This is a genomic window from Clostridium cuniculi, assembly GCF_004353185.1.
Lineage (GTDB): Bacteria > Bacillota > Clostridia > Clostridiales > Clostridiaceae > Clostridium > Clostridium cuniculi.
The window spans coordinates 1-14,459 of record NZ_SMUS01000028.1 but is presented as its reverse complement, the minus strand read 5'-3'; the positions used below and the strand labels follow the sequence as shown (position 1 = coordinate 14,459).

Genomic DNA, 14,459 nt, shown 5'->3' with positions numbered 1-14,459 from the left:
TATGAATTTATATAACCACGAAGGTTAACGATTATATTTCGTTATCTTTTTCGTGGTTTTTTATTTAATTAATATAAAGAGGAGAAATAAATGATTAAAGTTATATTTAAAAAGATTTTTCAATGTATAATTGCAATATTTATATTATCTGTAATTGTTTTTTATATGTCAAGATTATCTCCAGGAGATCCATTAGAATCCTATTATGGAAGTGCTGTGGAGAGAATGAGTGTAGAACAAAAGGAAAATGCAATGAAGAAACTAGGACTTAATTCTCCAATTTATATTCAATATGGGAAGTGGTTGAAAAATTCAGTTAAAGGTGATTTTGGAATTTCTTATAAATATAAAAGAAATGTTAATGAAGTAATTGGAGGAGTATATAAAAATACAATAATTCTAGGTGGACTTGCATATATATTAACTTTTACTCTAGCAGTATTTCTTGGTATATTTTGTTCGCTACATGAGGATAAGATAATAGATAAAATAATAACTACTATAGGCAATATAACATCTTGTATACCATCATTTTGGGTATCATTAATACTTATATTAATTTTTGGAGTAAATTTATCTATATTACCTACAAGTGGAGCTTATTCAGTTGGAATGGAGGAAAATATATTAGATAGGATATGTCACTTAATATTACCATTGATAGTGTTAATATTAGGGCATTTGTGGTATTACGCTTATATGGTACGAAATAAAATACTAGAAGAAATGAGAGAAGATTATGTTTTACTTGCTAAAGTTAAAGGGTTAAAAAATAAACAAATTATTTATAAACATTGTTTAAGAAATATTGCACCATCTTTTATAACTATAATGGCAGTTTCAGTACCCCATATTTTAGCTGGGACATATGTAGTTGAAAAAGTATTTTCTTATCCTGGTATAGGTACATTAATTTTTGAGAGTGCAAAATATCATGACTATAATATGCTTATGGTATTAACTCTTATTACAGGAGTATTAGTGCTTATTTCAAATATGATAGCACAAATAATAAATACTAAGATAGATCCTAGAATGAAATATGAAAGAGGTGAAATATTTGAATCTTGATATAAGTAACTTTGAAGTTGTTAAAAATAAAGAAGAATTTATAGATAATATAGAAATTAAAAAAAGTTCTAAATTACCTAAAAACTTTCCATACTTATCAATGATAATTTTAATAGTAATAGTTAGTGGATGCTTATTTTCAGATTTAGTAATGACTCATGATCCTAAATTTATGGATTTAGCCAATTCAAATGTATCACCAAATAATATATTTTATTTTGGGACTGATTCAATGGGAAGGGATATTTTTTCTGACATTTGGTATGGAGGAAAAATATCATTATTTATTGGAGTATTTTCAACTATTATTTCAACTACAATTGCAATTATTTATGGAAGTATTAGTGGAATGGCACCAGAGTGGATAGATGATGTAATGATGAAAGCAACAGAAATATTTCTTAGCATTCCATCTATTTTAGTAATAATTTTTGTTCAAGCCATTATAGGAGGTAGTAATCCAATTTCTATTTCTTTAGTTATCGGAGTAGTAAGCTGGATGAATATAGCTAAAATTATAAGAAGCGAAGTAAGACAAATAAGAAATAGTGAATATATATTAGCAGCTCAAATAATGGGAGGAAATTTTTTTTATATAGTAAAACAACATTTAATACCTAACTTTGTATCATCCATAATGTTTATGGTTGTAAGTAATATAGGATCAGCAATTGGCACAGAAGCAACTCTTAGTTTTTTAGGAATTGGATTGCCTATAGAAGTTATATCATGGGGAAGTATGCTTTCATTAGCTCAAGATGCATTACTTTCAAATTATTGGTGGATAATTGTAATTCCAGGTGTATTTTTAGTTACAACACTTGTTTGCATAGCCAATATAGGAAATTATATGAGAAGAAAAAATATTAAAAAATATAATAATTTATAAAAGTGGAGGGAGTTATGAATTTAAAAGGGGTTAAAGCGTTAATATTAACTGTAAGTTTATCCTTAATTGTAGGGTGTGGCAATAAAACAGTAACTCAGGAAGATATTAATAACAGTGAGAATGCAGCTGTAACTGAAAGTAATGAAAAGGTATTAGTTTATGGTAGTGGAGATTATTCAAGTATTAATCCAGCATTATACGAACATGGAGAAATTAATTCATTATTATTTAATGGATTAACGGCTCATGATAAAGATAATAATATTGTACCAGCGCTTGCAGAAAGTTGGGAATATGATAAAGAAAATTTGACATATACTTTTAACTTGAGAAAAGATGTTAAATGGCATGATGGTGAGCCTTTTACAGCAGAGGATGTTAAATATACTTATGAAATTATTACAGATCCTGATGTAGGTTCGGAGATTGCTACCAATTATGAGGATATTAAAGAAATTCAAATAGTAGATGATTATACTGTGAAAATAATTTTAAAAAATGAAAATGTTGCTTTACTAGATTATTTAACAGTTGGTGTAATACCTAAACATATTTTAGATGGACAAGATATCACTACTTGTGATTTTAATAGAAATCCAATAGGAACAGGACCATATAAGTTAAGTAATTGGGATGAAGGACAAAGTATAACTTTAGTGAAAAATGAAGATTATTTTAGAAATGATCCTAAAATTGATAAAATAATATTTAAGATTGTAGATGATTCAAAAGCTAGGGTTATACAACTAAAAAGTGGAGAGTTAGATTTAGCTCAAGTAACACCAAAAGATATAAATACTTTTCAAGATAATGAAGATTATGTAGTTAATATAATGAAAACAGCAGATTATAGAGGTATAATGTATAATTTTAATAATCAACTGTTTGCAGAGAATAGAGAGCTTCCTAATGCTTTAAGTTACGCTATTGATAGACAAGCAATGGTTGATAGTATTTTATTAGGATATGGGGAAGTTGCTTACTCGCCAATTCAAATGGGAAATTATAATAATACTGATATTGAAAAATTTGAGTATAATCCAGATAAAACTAAAGCGTTGCTAGAAGAGGCTGGCTGGACTTTAGGAAGTGATGGAGTATATGAAAAGAATGGAACAAAATTAAGTTTTGAGCTAGTTTGTAAAGAAGGAGATCAAGTAAGGATTGATATGGCAAATTTTGCAGCACAAGAATTTAAAGTAGTTGGTGCGGATGTAAAGGTAGTAGTTAATTCAAAAATTGATTGGGAAAATCAAGATAGTTTTTTAATTGGATGGGGAAGCCCTTTTGATCCTGATGATCATACTTATAAAGTATTTTCTACTAATGGAGGAGCTAATTATAGCGCTTATTCTAATAGTAAAATAGATGAATTGTTAGTTGAAGCAAGAGAGACTGATGTATATGAAGAGAGATTAAAATATTATAAGGAATTTCAAGAAGAAATGACTAAAGATATGCCTTATACATTTTTTGCTTATATAGATGCAATTTATGTTGCAAATAGCAATTTGAAGGGAATAACAACGGAAACAGTTTTAGGACATCATGGGGTGGGAATATTCTGGAATGTAGAGGAGTGGGATTTGGAATAGTTATAGAAATAGTAGATCTAGATAGCAATAATGTTATAATAGGAGAAAATTTGTAATGAATAAATTATTGGAAGTCAAAAATTTAGAGGTAAATTTTAAAACTGATTGTGGTGAAGTAAAAGCAATAAGAAATGTTTCCTTTGATTTATATGATGGAGAAATTTTAGCTATTGTAGGGGAATCAGGATGTGGCAAGTCTATGTTATGTAGAAGTTTAATAAAATTATTACCCAATAATGGTTATATAAGAAATGGAGAAATATTATTAAATAATTATGATTTAGTTAAAATAAAGGAAAAGAATATAAGTAAAATACGAGGAAAAGATATTTCAATGATATTTCAAGATCCAATGACATCGTTAAATCCAACTATATGTGTTGGAAAGCAAATAGCTGAAGTTGTAAAAATACACAATAAAACAAGTAAATCTGAGGCTAAAAAGAAAGCAATTGAATTAATGGAGTTAGTAGGAATTGAAGATGCAGTAAATAGATATAATCAATATCCTTATCAATTTTCAGGGGGCATGAGACAAAGAATAGTTATAGCTATTAGTTTAGCATGTAATCCTAAGATTTTAATTGCTGATGAGCCAACCACTGCCTTAGATGTTCGAGTGCAATATCAAATATTAGATTTATTAAAATCAATACAAAAAGAAAAAAAGTTATCTATTATATTTATTACTCATGATTTTGGAGTTGTATCTAAAATTGCTGATAGAGTTGCTGTAATGTATGCAGGAAAAATTATGGAAATAGGAAAGAAAGAGGAAATATTATTAAATGCAAAACATCCATATACAATAGGGTTATTAGGATGTCTTCCATCAATGAATAAAGGTAAGGAATATTTAGAAGTAATAGAAGGTATGCCACCTAATCTTTTAAATCCTCCTAAAGGAGATGCCTTTGCTATAAGAAATAAAAATCCATTAGTTATAGATTTTTTGGAAGAACCACCTATGTTTAAAGTAAGTGAAAGTCATTATGCGGCTACCTGGTTACTTCATCCTAAAGCTATGAAGTTAATTAGTGTAAAAGAGGAGCAAGTCAATTAATTATGGAAAGTAAAAGTTTATTAGAGATTAAAAATCTTAAACAGTATTTTAAATTAAATAAAAATAAAGTAGTAAAAGCAATTGATAATCTATCATTAGAAATATATAAGGGAGAGTTTTTAGGTCTTGTTGGAGAATCAGGTTCTGGAAAATCTACTTTAGGAAAAAGCATAGTGGGAATTAATAAGATAACTGATGGAAAAATTATTTATAATGGTGTTGAAATAAGTAGTAATAATAAACTTCAAAAGAAGTTAGTAAGTGAAAGGATGCAATTTATATTTCAAGATTCAACTTCATCATTAAATTCTAGAATGACTATAGGTGATATAATTTATGAGCCATTAAAAATAAAGAAAGTTTATAAAAATAGAATTGATAGAGAGAAAAAAGTACATGAAATGATGAATTTAGTTGGACTTGATAAAGAATATATTAATAAATATCCATATGATTTTTCAGGAGGTCAAAGACAAAGAGTGGCAATAGCTCGTGCACTTTCAAGTAATCCAGAGTTTATTATAGCAGATGAACCAATAGCTTCATTAGATATATCTATGCAAGCTCAAATTATAAATTTATTTAAGTATTTAAAGAGTAATGAGAAATTAACATGTTTATTTATTTCTCATGATCTATCAATGCTTAGATATATTAGTGATAGAATAGCTGTAATATATAAAGGAAAATTAGTTGAACTTGCAGACACTGAAGAATTGTATAATAACCCAATTCATCCATATACAAAGGCCTTATTACAAGCAATATTGGAAGATGAAGTTAAAGAGATTCAGTTAAGTGATATAAGCAAGTATGAATTTAATAATAAAGAATTTTTTAAAGAGGAAATGAATTGGATAGAGATTAAGAAGGGCCATTTTGTATATAAATAAAAATATACTTATCATAACCATCATAAGTAACAAGATTATTTTGTTACTTATGATGGTTATTTATTTTGAATTAAATTAAATGAATATGTTATTAAATTTTCGCTCATATTATACTTAGTAAACATAATTAAAAGGTATGTATAAATTTAATTATATAAAAGCATAAAAAGAGGAGGAAAATTAATGAAGAAAAGGTTAATATCAATGTTAATTGTTAGTGCAATGTTTTTAGTAGGTTGTGGAGATAATACAACAAATAATACCACTAATAATACTACAAATAATACTCCAGAGAATAGTATAGCTGAAATTATAGTAGTGGATACAACAGTATCATCAGCTGATGACGCATTACAAATGTTAAAGGATGGTAATGCTAGATTTGTTACAGATACATCAATATTAAGAAATGTAAATCAAGAGAGAAGAGATTCTTTAAAGGATGGTCAGAATCCATATGCAGTAATTGTATCTTGTTCAGATTCAAGAGTAACTCCTACTACTGTTTTTAATGCAGGGCTTGGTGAAATATTTGATGTAAGACTTGCTGGAAATGTTGTAGATGATGATGCTTTAGGTTCTATTGAATATGCGGTTGAACATTTAAATACACCATTAGTAGTAGTAATGGGACATCAAAGTTGTGGAGCTGTAACTGCAACATATAATGAAGTAGTTAAAGGTGAAAAAGTTACAGGAAATATGGAATCATTTGTAGAAAAAATAACTCCAAGTATTAATAAAGATGGAACTATAGATGATGCAATTCATAATAATATTGATTCAGTAGTAAAAGAAATATCTGAAGATGATGCAGTTAAATCATTAATAAACCAAGGAAAAGTTAAGGTTATAGGAGCTTATTATGATTTGAATGGAAAAGTAACTTTCTACGAATAAAAAGTCTAAATAAAGAGAATAAAATATAAAAATATTGGAAAAATAAGAAATATGTAATAAATTTAGAATTTATTACTAGAAAAAGGAGGAATTTATTTTGCATTTAACAATTAGAGAACAAGAAAAATTAATGGTTGCTGTTGCAGCTGATATAGCTCGAAAAAGAAAAAGCAAAGGATTAAAGTTAAATTATCCTGAAGCTATGGCAATTATAACAGATGAAATGTTAGAGGGAGCTAGAGAGGGAAAAACAGTTGAATATTTAATGGATTACGGAACAAAAATTTTATCAAAAGATGAAGTTATGGAAGGTGTTCCAGATATGATTCATGCTGTTCAAGTTGAATGTACTTTTCCAGATGGAACAAAATTAGTAACAGTACATGAACCAATTAAATAAGGAGGTTTAGAATATGACACCTGGTGAATTAAAAATACAAGAGGGAACAATTGAATATAACAAAGGAAAAGAAGCAATCAAATTACAAGTTGTTAATACTGGAGATAGACCAGTGCAAATAGGATCACATTATCACTTTTATGAAGTAAATGATGCCTTAAATTTTGATAGAGAGGCTGCTTGGGGAAAAAGATTAGATATCCCTTCAGGAACAGCTGTTAGATTTGAACCTGGAGATAAAAAAGAAGTAAACTTAATTGATATCGGTGGATATAGAAGAGTTTATGGAATTAGAAATATGTGTGATGGATTCTTAGATGGAATGTCAAAAGGGAGCGGTGAAAAGTAATGAGTTTTGAAATTGATAGACATAGATATGCAGAATTATTTGGCCCAACAGAAGGGGATAGTATTAGATTAGGAGATACTGATCTTTTTATAAAAATTGAAAAAGATTATACAGGTTATGGCAATGAATGTAAGTTTGGTGGAGGAAAGACTCTTAGAGATGGTATGGGACAAAATGCTACACAAACTAGTAAAAATCCAGAAGTTGCTGATTTAATAATAACAGGAGCTACTATAGTAGACTATACTGGAATATATAAAGCCGATGTAGGAATTAAAGACGGTAAAATTCTTGCTATAGGTAAAGGGGGGAACCCTGATACAATGGATAACGTTGACTTTGTAGTTGGCGTTGGAACTGAAGCTTTAGCTGGTGAAGGTAGAATTTTAACAGCTGGTGGAATAGATACTCACGTTCACTATATTCATCCAGGTTGTGCAGAAGTTGCATTAGAAAATGGTATAACTACATTAGTTGGTGGAGGAACAGGCCCTATTGATGGAACAAATGCTGTTACTTCAACTCCAGGTCCATGGAATATTAAACAAATGTTACAATCTGCAGATGGATGGCCAGTAAATGTTGGTTTATTAGGAAAAGGTAGTGGAGCTAATATTGATGTAAATGCTGAACAAATTGAAGCAGGAGCAATTGGTCTTAAGGTTCATGAAGACTGGGGAGCAACAAGGTCTGCTATTAATTATGCATTAGAAACTGCTGAAAAATATGATATTCAAGTTGCATTACATAGTGATACTTTAAATGAAGGTGGATTTGTAGAGCATACTATTCAAGCAATTGCTGGTAGAGTAATTCATACATATCATACAGAAGGTGCTGGAGGTGGTCACGCACCAGACTTAATGAAGGTAGCATCACAAATAAATGTTTTACCTGCATCAACTAATCCAACAAAACCTTATACAATTAATACAATAGCAGAACACTTAGATATGCTTATGGTTTGTCACCACTTAGATGCAAAAGTTCCAGAGGATATAGCATTTGCTGATTCAAGAATTAGACATCAAACAATAGCAGCAGAAGATATATTCCAAGATATGGGTATTTTTAGTATTATGAGTTCTGATACATTAGCTATGGGAAGAATCGGAGAAGTTGTAACAAGAACTTGGCAAACAGCTTCAAAGATGAAGAAGCAAAGAGGAACTTTCCCAGATGATAGTGAATATAGCGACAATAATAGAGTTAGAAGATATATTGCTAAATATACAATTAATCCAGCTATAGCACAAGGTATGGATCAATATATTGGTTCAGTAGAAGTTGGTAAGATAGCTGACTTAGTACTTTGGGAACCACCATATTTTGGTGTTAAACCACATTTAATAATCAAGGGTGGTATGGCAATTAGAGGAATAATTGGTGATGCAAATGCTTCTATTCCAACATGTCAACCTGTTATATATAGAGATTGTTATGGAGCATTTGGTAAAGCTAAAGAATCAACTTGTATTACTTTTGTTTCTAAGTATGCTTATGAACATGGAATAAAAGAAGAGTTAGGATTAGAAAAAACAGTATTACCAGTAGGTGGAATTAGAAATTTAACAAAGAAAGATATGAAGCTTAATGATGCTACTCCAGAAATCAGAGTAGATCCTCAAACTTATGATGTAACAGTTGATGGTGAATTAATAACTTGTGAACCAGCAAGTGAATTACCATTAGCTCAAAGATATTTCTTATTCTAAAATTAAGGAGAAGGTTATATGATTTTTAATCAAGTATTAGGAAATATAAATGAAATAGATAATTTAAATGACGTACATATAGAAAAGATATACATAACTAGTGAAGAAGCATTAAAAAGGATAATGAGAGTTAATTCAGATCATAATCATGAATATGGTATAGCATTATCTGAAAATATTGAGTTGAAAGACGGAGATATACTTTACCGTGATGATAAAAATATTATTATAGTAAAGATTAAAGGTGATGATGTTTTAGTTATAAAGCCAAATAGTATTACAGAGATGGGAATTATTGCTCATAGTCTTGGAAATAGACATTTACAAGCACAATTTGAAGATGGAAAAATGATAATTCAATATGATGCATTAGTAGAAGGTGAATTAAAGCGAGATAATATAAATTATTCTAGAGAGAACTTAAAATTAAAGAAAGCTTTCAGGCACGTGGAATTTGGGCACACTCATACACATGCCAATTAATAATAATATTGCTGATGTTTTAAAGGTTATTCAAATATGTGACTCAAATTTTCCAATTGGATCATTTAACCATTCATATGGTATGGAAACTTATTTAAGATTAAAAAAAGTTTATAATACAGAAACTTTTAGAGAATGGTTGAAAGTATATTTAAATGAACAATTTATTTTTAGTGATGCTTTATCAATTAGAATGCTATATGAATATTTAAACAATGATGATTTAGAAAGTATCTTAGATTTAGATAATCGTATAACTGTTCAAACTGTTGCTATTGAAACTAGAAACGGTGGAAAATTAGTTGCAAGTAGAATGATTAAGCTTTTCTTGGATTTATATGATTTTGATTTGTTAAAAGAATATAATACTAAAATTGTCAATAAAGAAGCATTTGGACATCCAGCAATTGTATTTGGAATGTTAATGTATTCTCTAGGTTTTAATTTAAAAGAAGCTATAATTTACCATATGTATAGTACTGTATCTACTCTTATAAGTAATGCTGTAAGAACTATTCCTTTAGGACAAAAGGATGGGCAATTATTATTAAAAGAGTTTAGTGAGAAATTTGAAAGTCTATATGATATTGTTATAAGTTTGGATGATGATTATTTTGGAGCTAATAGCCCAGGATTAGAATTATCTCAAATTAAGCATGAGACTATGGAATTTAGATTATTTATGTCTTAATTAAATAGAAGGTTTGTAAAGAAAATTACATGCAAATATATTTTATTTTGAATTATGAATGAGGAAACTTATTCATAATTCAAAATAAATAAATTTAATATTTATTGAAAGGGTGTTGCAATATGAAACCAGTAGTTATAGGAGTTGGAGGACCAGTAGGTAGTGGAAAAACATTACTTATAGAAAGATTAACTAGAGCAATGAATAATGAGTATAAATGTGCTGTTATAACTAATGATATTTATACTAAAGAAGATGCTAAGTTTATGGTTAAAAATTCTGTTTTAAGTGAAGATCATGTTATTGGAGTTGAAACAGGAGGTTGTCCACATACAGCAATAAGAGAAGATGCATCAATGAATTTTGAAGCATTAGAAGAATTAAAAAGAAGATTTGATGATTTAGATATTATTTTTTTAGAAAGTGGTGGCGATAATTTAGCTGCAACATTTAGTCCTGATTTAGTTGACTTTTCTATATATATTATTGATGTTGCTCAAGGTGAGAAAATCCCAAGAAAAGCAGGTCAAGGTATGATAAAAAGCGATTTGTTTATAATAAATAAAGTTGATTTGGCTCCATATGTTGGAGCAAATTTAGAAGTTATGAGAAAAGACACATTAGCTTTTAGAGATGAAAATAGTTTTATTTTTACTAATCTTAAAACAGATGAAGGAATTGAAAGTGTCATAAATTGGATTAAGAAAAATTGTTTATTAGAGGGAATTTCATAATATGTTTAAAGAAGCGAAAATTAAAAGTGAATATTCTGGATTTATAGATTTAGTGTTAGAAAGAAAAGATGATAAAACAATTGCAACTAAAAAGTTTTATGAAGGATTAGTAAAGGTATCTCCTACTATTAAAATGGATAGAGAAAATATACCTACATTTTATTTATTACAGCTTGGAGGAGGGTATATTGAAGGAGAAAAATACAAAAATAGATTTAAGCTAAAAGATAATGCAAGAGCTATAATAACAACACAAGCAGCAGCAAAAGTTTATAAGTGTCTAAATAATATAATGACACAACAAGAAACAGAAATAGAATTAGGTAAAAATAGTGTTTTAGAATATATAACTGATAATGTTATTTTATATAAAGATGCAATTTATAAGCAAGTTAATAATATATATTTAGATGAAAGTTCAACATTAATATATAGTGATGGGATTACAGCTGGATGGTCTCCAGAAGGAGAAAATTTTAAATATAGAAGTGTACAATTAAAAAGTAATGTATATGTAAATAATAAGTTGGTATTATTAGATAATTTAATTGTTAATCCTAATAATAACGATGTAACAAAATTAGGCTTTTTTGAAGAATACCTGAATTTTGGAACATTACTAGTTATTAATAAAAATATAGACGATAAAGTTATAGATGAATTAAGAGATGTAATTGAAAAGCTAAATTTACCTATAGATTTTGGAATATCAAAATTAGAGATTAATGGATTTGTTCTCAGAGTATTAGGGAATTTAACACAACATATAGAGCAAGTAACGGGGGCTTGTCATAATTATATTAGAAAAAGTTTCTTAGGATCTAAGGATTTAATTATAAGAAAATACTAAAAAGTTTTATTTAAAAGTTAAACAAAAGAAGATTAAAGGAGTGATTCTATGATTATTCATGGTGACGTAGCTTTTATGATATTAGCTACTACACTTGTTTTAATTATGACCCCAGGATTAGCATTTTTTTATGGAGGATTAGTTGAAAGAAAAAATGCCTTAACTATAATGTTCCAAGTATTTATAGCAATTGGAGTTGTTTCCTTATTATGGATTTTTGGAGGCTTCAGTTTAGTTTTTGGTGATGATATTGGCGGCATTATAGGTAATCCACTACAATTTTTTGCATTTAATGATGTAACATTTACAGTAGATTTGAGATATAGCGAAACAATACCATTTATATTGTTTTTTATGTATCAAATGATGTTTGCAATTATAACAGCGCCGTTAATGACAGGAGCATTTGCAAATAGATTAACAGTAAGTGGATGGATTAAAATCTTAATTCTTTGGATGATTTTAATATATTTTCCAGTAGCACATTGGGTTTGGGGCGGCGGATTCTTAAGTAAATTAGGATTTGTTGACTTTGCTGGTGGAGCTGTAATACATATAACATCAGGATTTGGATGTTTGGGTGGAATTTATGTACTTGGAGAAAGAAAAGTTAAAAATGAAAAGGGACCATTTAATTTAGGTTTAGTAGCAATTGGAGCAGGATTATTGTTATTTGGATGGTTTGGATTTAATGCTGGTGGGACAATAGCAGCTGCTGATATTGCAGCCATTGTTTTCACTAATACAGGAGTTGCAGCTGCATCAGCAATGGTAGTATGGTTAATTTTACATGCTATACATACTAAAAGAGCATCCTTCCTTGAAGCAATAATAGGAGCTATTGCAGGTTTAGCAACGGTAACACCTGCATCAGGATATGTTAAACCTTTAAGTGCATTAATTATTGGTGCTTTAGGGGCACTAGTATGTTTCTACTGTGTTGAGTTTGAAAGAAAAATGTGGGATGATGCATTAGATGTTTGGGGAGTACATGGAATGGGAGGATTATTAGGTATTTTGTTAATAGGAATATTTGCAGATCCTCGTATAAATGGTGTTAGTGCAGGATTACATCAATTTCTAATTCAGGCTTTAGGAGCTGTAATAATAGGCGTTTATTCTATCTTAGTAACATTTTTAATATTTAAATTAGTAGATAAGACTAAGTCAATTAAAGTAAGTGAAGAAATTCAAAGAAAAGGTTTAGATCAAGAATTCTTTAAAGAAAATTATGAAACTAAAATAGATTAAAAGATTATATTTTTAGAAAAAAGCAAAGGAGGAGAACGATGTTAGGAGTAGTTTTAATTTATGTAGGAGTAGTTCTTATTTTAAATGGAATAGGAAGACTATGTAATGTAGACGCTAAATCAAGTGCTGTATTTAATGTATTTACAGGTATGCTATCATTTATTTTAAATATAGTAGCAGTAATACAAGGAAACTATTTCGCTGCAGGAACAGGATTATTGTTTGGATTTACATATTTGTATATTGCAGCTAGAAGCATATTCAATTTAGATGGAAGACTATATGGTTGGTATTGTTTATTTGTTGCAATTAATACTATACCATTAGCATTTATTGATGCTAATACACTAAGATTTATAGATTTTACAATAGGTAACATATATTGGATTTTCATATGGTTATTATGGGGATTATTATGGTTAACTGGATTTATAGAACTTGTGATGAAAAAAGATTTGGGGAAGTTTGTCGGATATCTTTCTGTATTTGATGGAATATTCACAGCATGGATTCCAGGATTTTTATTATTAATAAATATGTATCCTAAGTAAAAAATAAATAAATTAAGAGGCTAAATACAGTTAGTATTGGCCTCTTAATTTATTAAAATAGATGGAGGAAATATGTTAAAAAAAATATCAGCATCTTTAATAGCTATATTAATTATATTTAGTTTAAGTGCATCAAGTTATACAAAAGCTTACGAATGTAATAAGGAAGGCGAAATTTTAAATAAAGAGTTTACAGTATGTATAGATCCTGGACATCAAGGAAAAGGTGATCCAAAAGGGGAGCCGGTTGCTCCAGGTTCTGGAAATAAGAAACCAAGAGTGTCATCTGGAACAGCAGGAATTGCGACAAAAAAGGCTGAGCATGTTGTAAATCTAGAAGCAGCAATGATATTAAAAGATTTACTAGTACAAAAAAATTATAATGTAATTATGACTAGAGAAACTGCTGATGTTAATATTAGTAATGCGGAAAGAGCAGAAATTGCTAATAATGCAAATGCAGATATGACAATTAGAATTCATTGTGATAGTATTAATGATTCAGGAAAAACTGGAGCTACTATATTAGTGCCAGCAAAAAATTCACAATATACAAAAAATATTTATTGTGAAAGTAATAAATATGCAGAAATACTAAAGAGTACTCTACAAAATAATAATATAAAGGTTAATGGAGTTTTTGAGAGAAATGATATAACTGGATTTAACTGGTCTAGAGTGCCAGTTGTTATATTAGAAATGGGATTTATGAGTAATTATAATGAGGATAGAATGTTATCAGATCCTAAATATCAAAAGCTTTTAATGGAATGTGTGTCAGAATCTATAGATAAATATAGTGAAGAATTTTTGAAAAATTAATTAATTAGAGCTATATATTTTTTTATAGCTCTAAAATTTAATTTTAGGGGGAGGGGCTAAAGGATTTATTAGTAATAAAAATATAAAATATGGATAAAATAATGTTATAAATCATAATTATAAATATATTAAAAAATAGGTAGCACTGAAAATATTGATGTACAAGCTAAAAAGCAATAAGGTATGGTACTAGGAGGTGTAA

The 14,459-nt window shown here is 28.6% G+C and carries 16 protein-coding genes; all 16 read left to right on the top strand.

Features of this window, described 5'->3' with window-relative positions; translation table 11 throughout:
• The first annotated feature begins 90 nt into the window (after positions 1-90).
• Positions 91-1,071 (top strand): ABC transporter permease, encoded by a 981-nt coding sequence (locus EJJ37_RS13545; RefSeq protein WP_133016116.1) that lies wholly within the window; start codon positions 91-93, stop codon positions 1,069-1,071.
• The gene (locus tag EJJ37_RS13540) at positions 1,061-1,960 is read left to right on the top strand and encodes an ABC transporter permease (protein ID WP_338032272.1); all 900 of its coding nucleotides are present in this window, start codon (positions 1,061-1,063) and stop codon (positions 1,958-1,960) included. Before EJJ37_RS13545 ends, EJJ37_RS13540 begins: the two co-directional genes overlap by 11 nt.
• Positions 1,961-1,974: 14 nt before the next feature.
• Positions 1,975-3,555 carry an ABC transporter substrate-binding protein gene (locus tag EJJ37_RS13535; RefSeq protein ID WP_133016114.1) on the top strand — a complete coding sequence of 527 codons (1,581 nt, stop codon included), beginning with the start codon at positions 1,975-1,977 and terminating at the stop codon, positions 3,553-3,555.
• A gap of 55 nt (positions 3,556-3,610) precedes the next feature.
• Complete coding sequence (locus tag EJJ37_RS13530; protein WP_133016113.1) at positions 3,611-4,618, top strand: ABC transporter ATP-binding protein; 1,008 nt, start codon at positions 3,611-3,613, stop codon at positions 4,616-4,618.
• Between the two features lie 2 nt (positions 4,619-4,620).
• Entirely contained in the window at positions 4,621-5,511 is an 891-nt protein-coding gene (locus tag EJJ37_RS13525; protein ID WP_166484768.1) for an ATP-binding cassette domain-containing protein, read from the top strand.
• A 183-nt stretch (positions 5,512-5,694) separates the two neighbouring features.
• Positions 5,695-6,411: a carbonic anhydrase gene (locus EJJ37_RS13520; RefSeq protein ID WP_133016111.1), complete on the top strand. Its 717-nt coding sequence runs from the start codon at positions 5,695-5,697 to the stop codon at positions 6,409-6,411.
• Between the two features lie 97 nt (positions 6,412-6,508).
• The gene (locus EJJ37_RS13515) at positions 6,509-6,811 is read left to right on the top strand and encodes an urease subunit gamma (RefSeq protein ID WP_133016110.1); all 303 of its coding nucleotides are present in this window, start codon (positions 6,509-6,511) and stop codon (positions 6,809-6,811) included.
• A 13-nt stretch (positions 6,812-6,824) separates the two neighbouring features.
• Positions 6,825-7,160, top strand: a complete 336-nt coding sequence (locus EJJ37_RS13510) for an urease subunit beta (RefSeq protein ID WP_133016109.1) — start codon at positions 6,825-6,827, stop codon at positions 7,158-7,160.
• Positions 7,160-8,875: an urease subunit alpha gene (ureC, locus tag EJJ37_RS13505; protein WP_133016108.1), complete on the top strand. Its 1,716-nt coding sequence runs from the start codon at positions 7,160-7,162 to the stop codon at positions 8,873-8,875. Before EJJ37_RS13510 ends, ureC begins: the two co-directional genes overlap by 1 nt.
• A gap of 18 nt (positions 8,876-8,893) precedes the next feature.
• Positions 8,894-9,358: an urease accessory protein UreE gene (gene ureE / locus EJJ37_RS13500; RefSeq protein WP_133016107.1), complete on the top strand. Its 465-nt coding sequence runs from the start codon at positions 8,894-8,896 to the stop codon at positions 9,356-9,358.
• Positions 9,348-10,049, top strand: a complete 702-nt coding sequence (locus EJJ37_RS13495; RefSeq protein ID WP_133016106.1) for an urease accessory protein UreF — start codon at positions 9,348-9,350, stop codon at positions 10,047-10,049. The genes ureE and EJJ37_RS13495 overlap by 11 nt, the downstream gene beginning before the upstream one ends.
• A 122-nt stretch (positions 10,050-10,171) precedes the next feature.
• Positions 10,172-10,783, top strand: coding sequence for an urease accessory protein UreG (gene ureG / locus EJJ37_RS13490; protein WP_133016105.1), 612 nt, complete (start codon positions 10,172-10,174; stop codon positions 10,781-10,783).
• A gap of 1 nt (position 10,784) precedes the next feature.
• Positions 10,785-11,633: an urease accessory protein UreD gene (locus tag EJJ37_RS13485; RefSeq protein ID WP_133016104.1), complete on the top strand. Its 849-nt coding sequence runs from the start codon at positions 10,785-10,787 to the stop codon at positions 11,631-11,633.
• Positions 11,634-11,681: 48 nt separating this feature from the next.
• On the top strand, positions 11,682-12,884 hold the full coding sequence (locus tag EJJ37_RS13480) for an ammonium transporter (RefSeq protein ID WP_133016103.1): 1,203 nt from the start codon (positions 11,682-11,684) through the stop codon (positions 12,882-12,884).
• A 38-nt stretch (positions 12,885-12,922) separates the two neighbouring features.
• On the top strand, positions 12,923-13,435 hold the full coding sequence (locus EJJ37_RS13475; protein ID WP_133016102.1) for an AmiS/UreI family transporter: 513 nt from the start codon (positions 12,923-12,925) through the stop codon (positions 13,433-13,435).
• Positions 13,436-13,507: 72 nt separating this feature from the next.
• Positions 13,508-14,257 carry an N-acetylmuramoyl-L-alanine amidase gene (locus EJJ37_RS13470; RefSeq protein WP_133016101.1) on the top strand — a complete coding sequence of 250 codons (750 nt, stop codon included), beginning with the start codon at positions 13,508-13,510 and terminating at the stop codon, positions 14,255-14,257.
• Positions 14,258-14,459: the final 202 nt, after the last annotated feature.

Excerpts from the sequence above, each read along its gene's own strand:
- EJJ37_RS13545 (WP_133016116.1), top strand. The coding sequence starts at position 91 with ATGATTAAAGTTATATTTAAAAAGATTTTTCAATGTATAATTGCAATA.
- EJJ37_RS13535 (WP_133016114.1), top strand. The coding sequence starts at position 1,975 with ATGAATTTAAAAGGGGTTAAAGCGTTAATATTAACTGTAAGTTTATCC.
- EJJ37_RS13530 (WP_133016113.1), top strand. The coding sequence starts at position 3,611 with ATGAATAAATTATTGGAAGTCAAAAATTTAGAGGTAAATTTTAAAACT.
- EJJ37_RS13525 (WP_166484768.1), top strand. The coding sequence starts at position 4,621 with ATGGAAAGTAAAAGTTTATTAGAGATTAAAAATCTTAAACAGTATTTT.
- EJJ37_RS13520 (WP_133016111.1), top strand. The coding sequence starts at position 5,695 with ATGAAGAAAAGGTTAATATCAATGTTAATTGTTAGTGCAATGTTTTTA.
- EJJ37_RS13510 (WP_133016109.1), top strand. The coding sequence starts at position 6,825 with ATGACACCTGGTGAATTAAAAATACAAGAGGGAACAATTGAATATAAC.
- ureC (WP_133016108.1), top strand. The coding sequence starts at position 7,160 with ATGAGTTTTGAAATTGATAGACATAGATATGCAGAATTATTTGGCCCA.
- ureE (WP_133016107.1), top strand. The coding sequence starts at position 8,894 with ATGATTTTTAATCAAGTATTAGGAAATATAAATGAAATAGATAATTTA.
- EJJ37_RS13495 (WP_133016106.1), top strand. The coding sequence starts at position 9,348 with ATGCCAATTAATAATAATATTGCTGATGTTTTAAAGGTTATTCAAATA.
- ureG (WP_133016105.1), top strand. The coding sequence starts at position 10,172 with ATGAAACCAGTAGTTATAGGAGTTGGAGGACCAGTAGGTAGTGGAAAA.
- EJJ37_RS13485 (WP_133016104.1), top strand. The coding sequence starts at position 10,785 with ATGTTTAAAGAAGCGAAAATTAAAAGTGAATATTCTGGATTTATAGAT.
- EJJ37_RS13480 (WP_133016103.1), top strand. The coding sequence starts at position 11,682 with ATGATTATTCATGGTGACGTAGCTTTTATGATATTAGCTACTACACTT.
- EJJ37_RS13475 (WP_133016102.1), top strand. The coding sequence starts at position 12,923 with ATGTTAGGAGTAGTTTTAATTTATGTAGGAGTAGTTCTTATTTTAAAT.
- EJJ37_RS13470 (WP_133016101.1), top strand. The coding sequence starts at position 13,508 with ATGTTAAAAAAAATATCAGCATCTTTAATAGCTATATTAATTATATTT.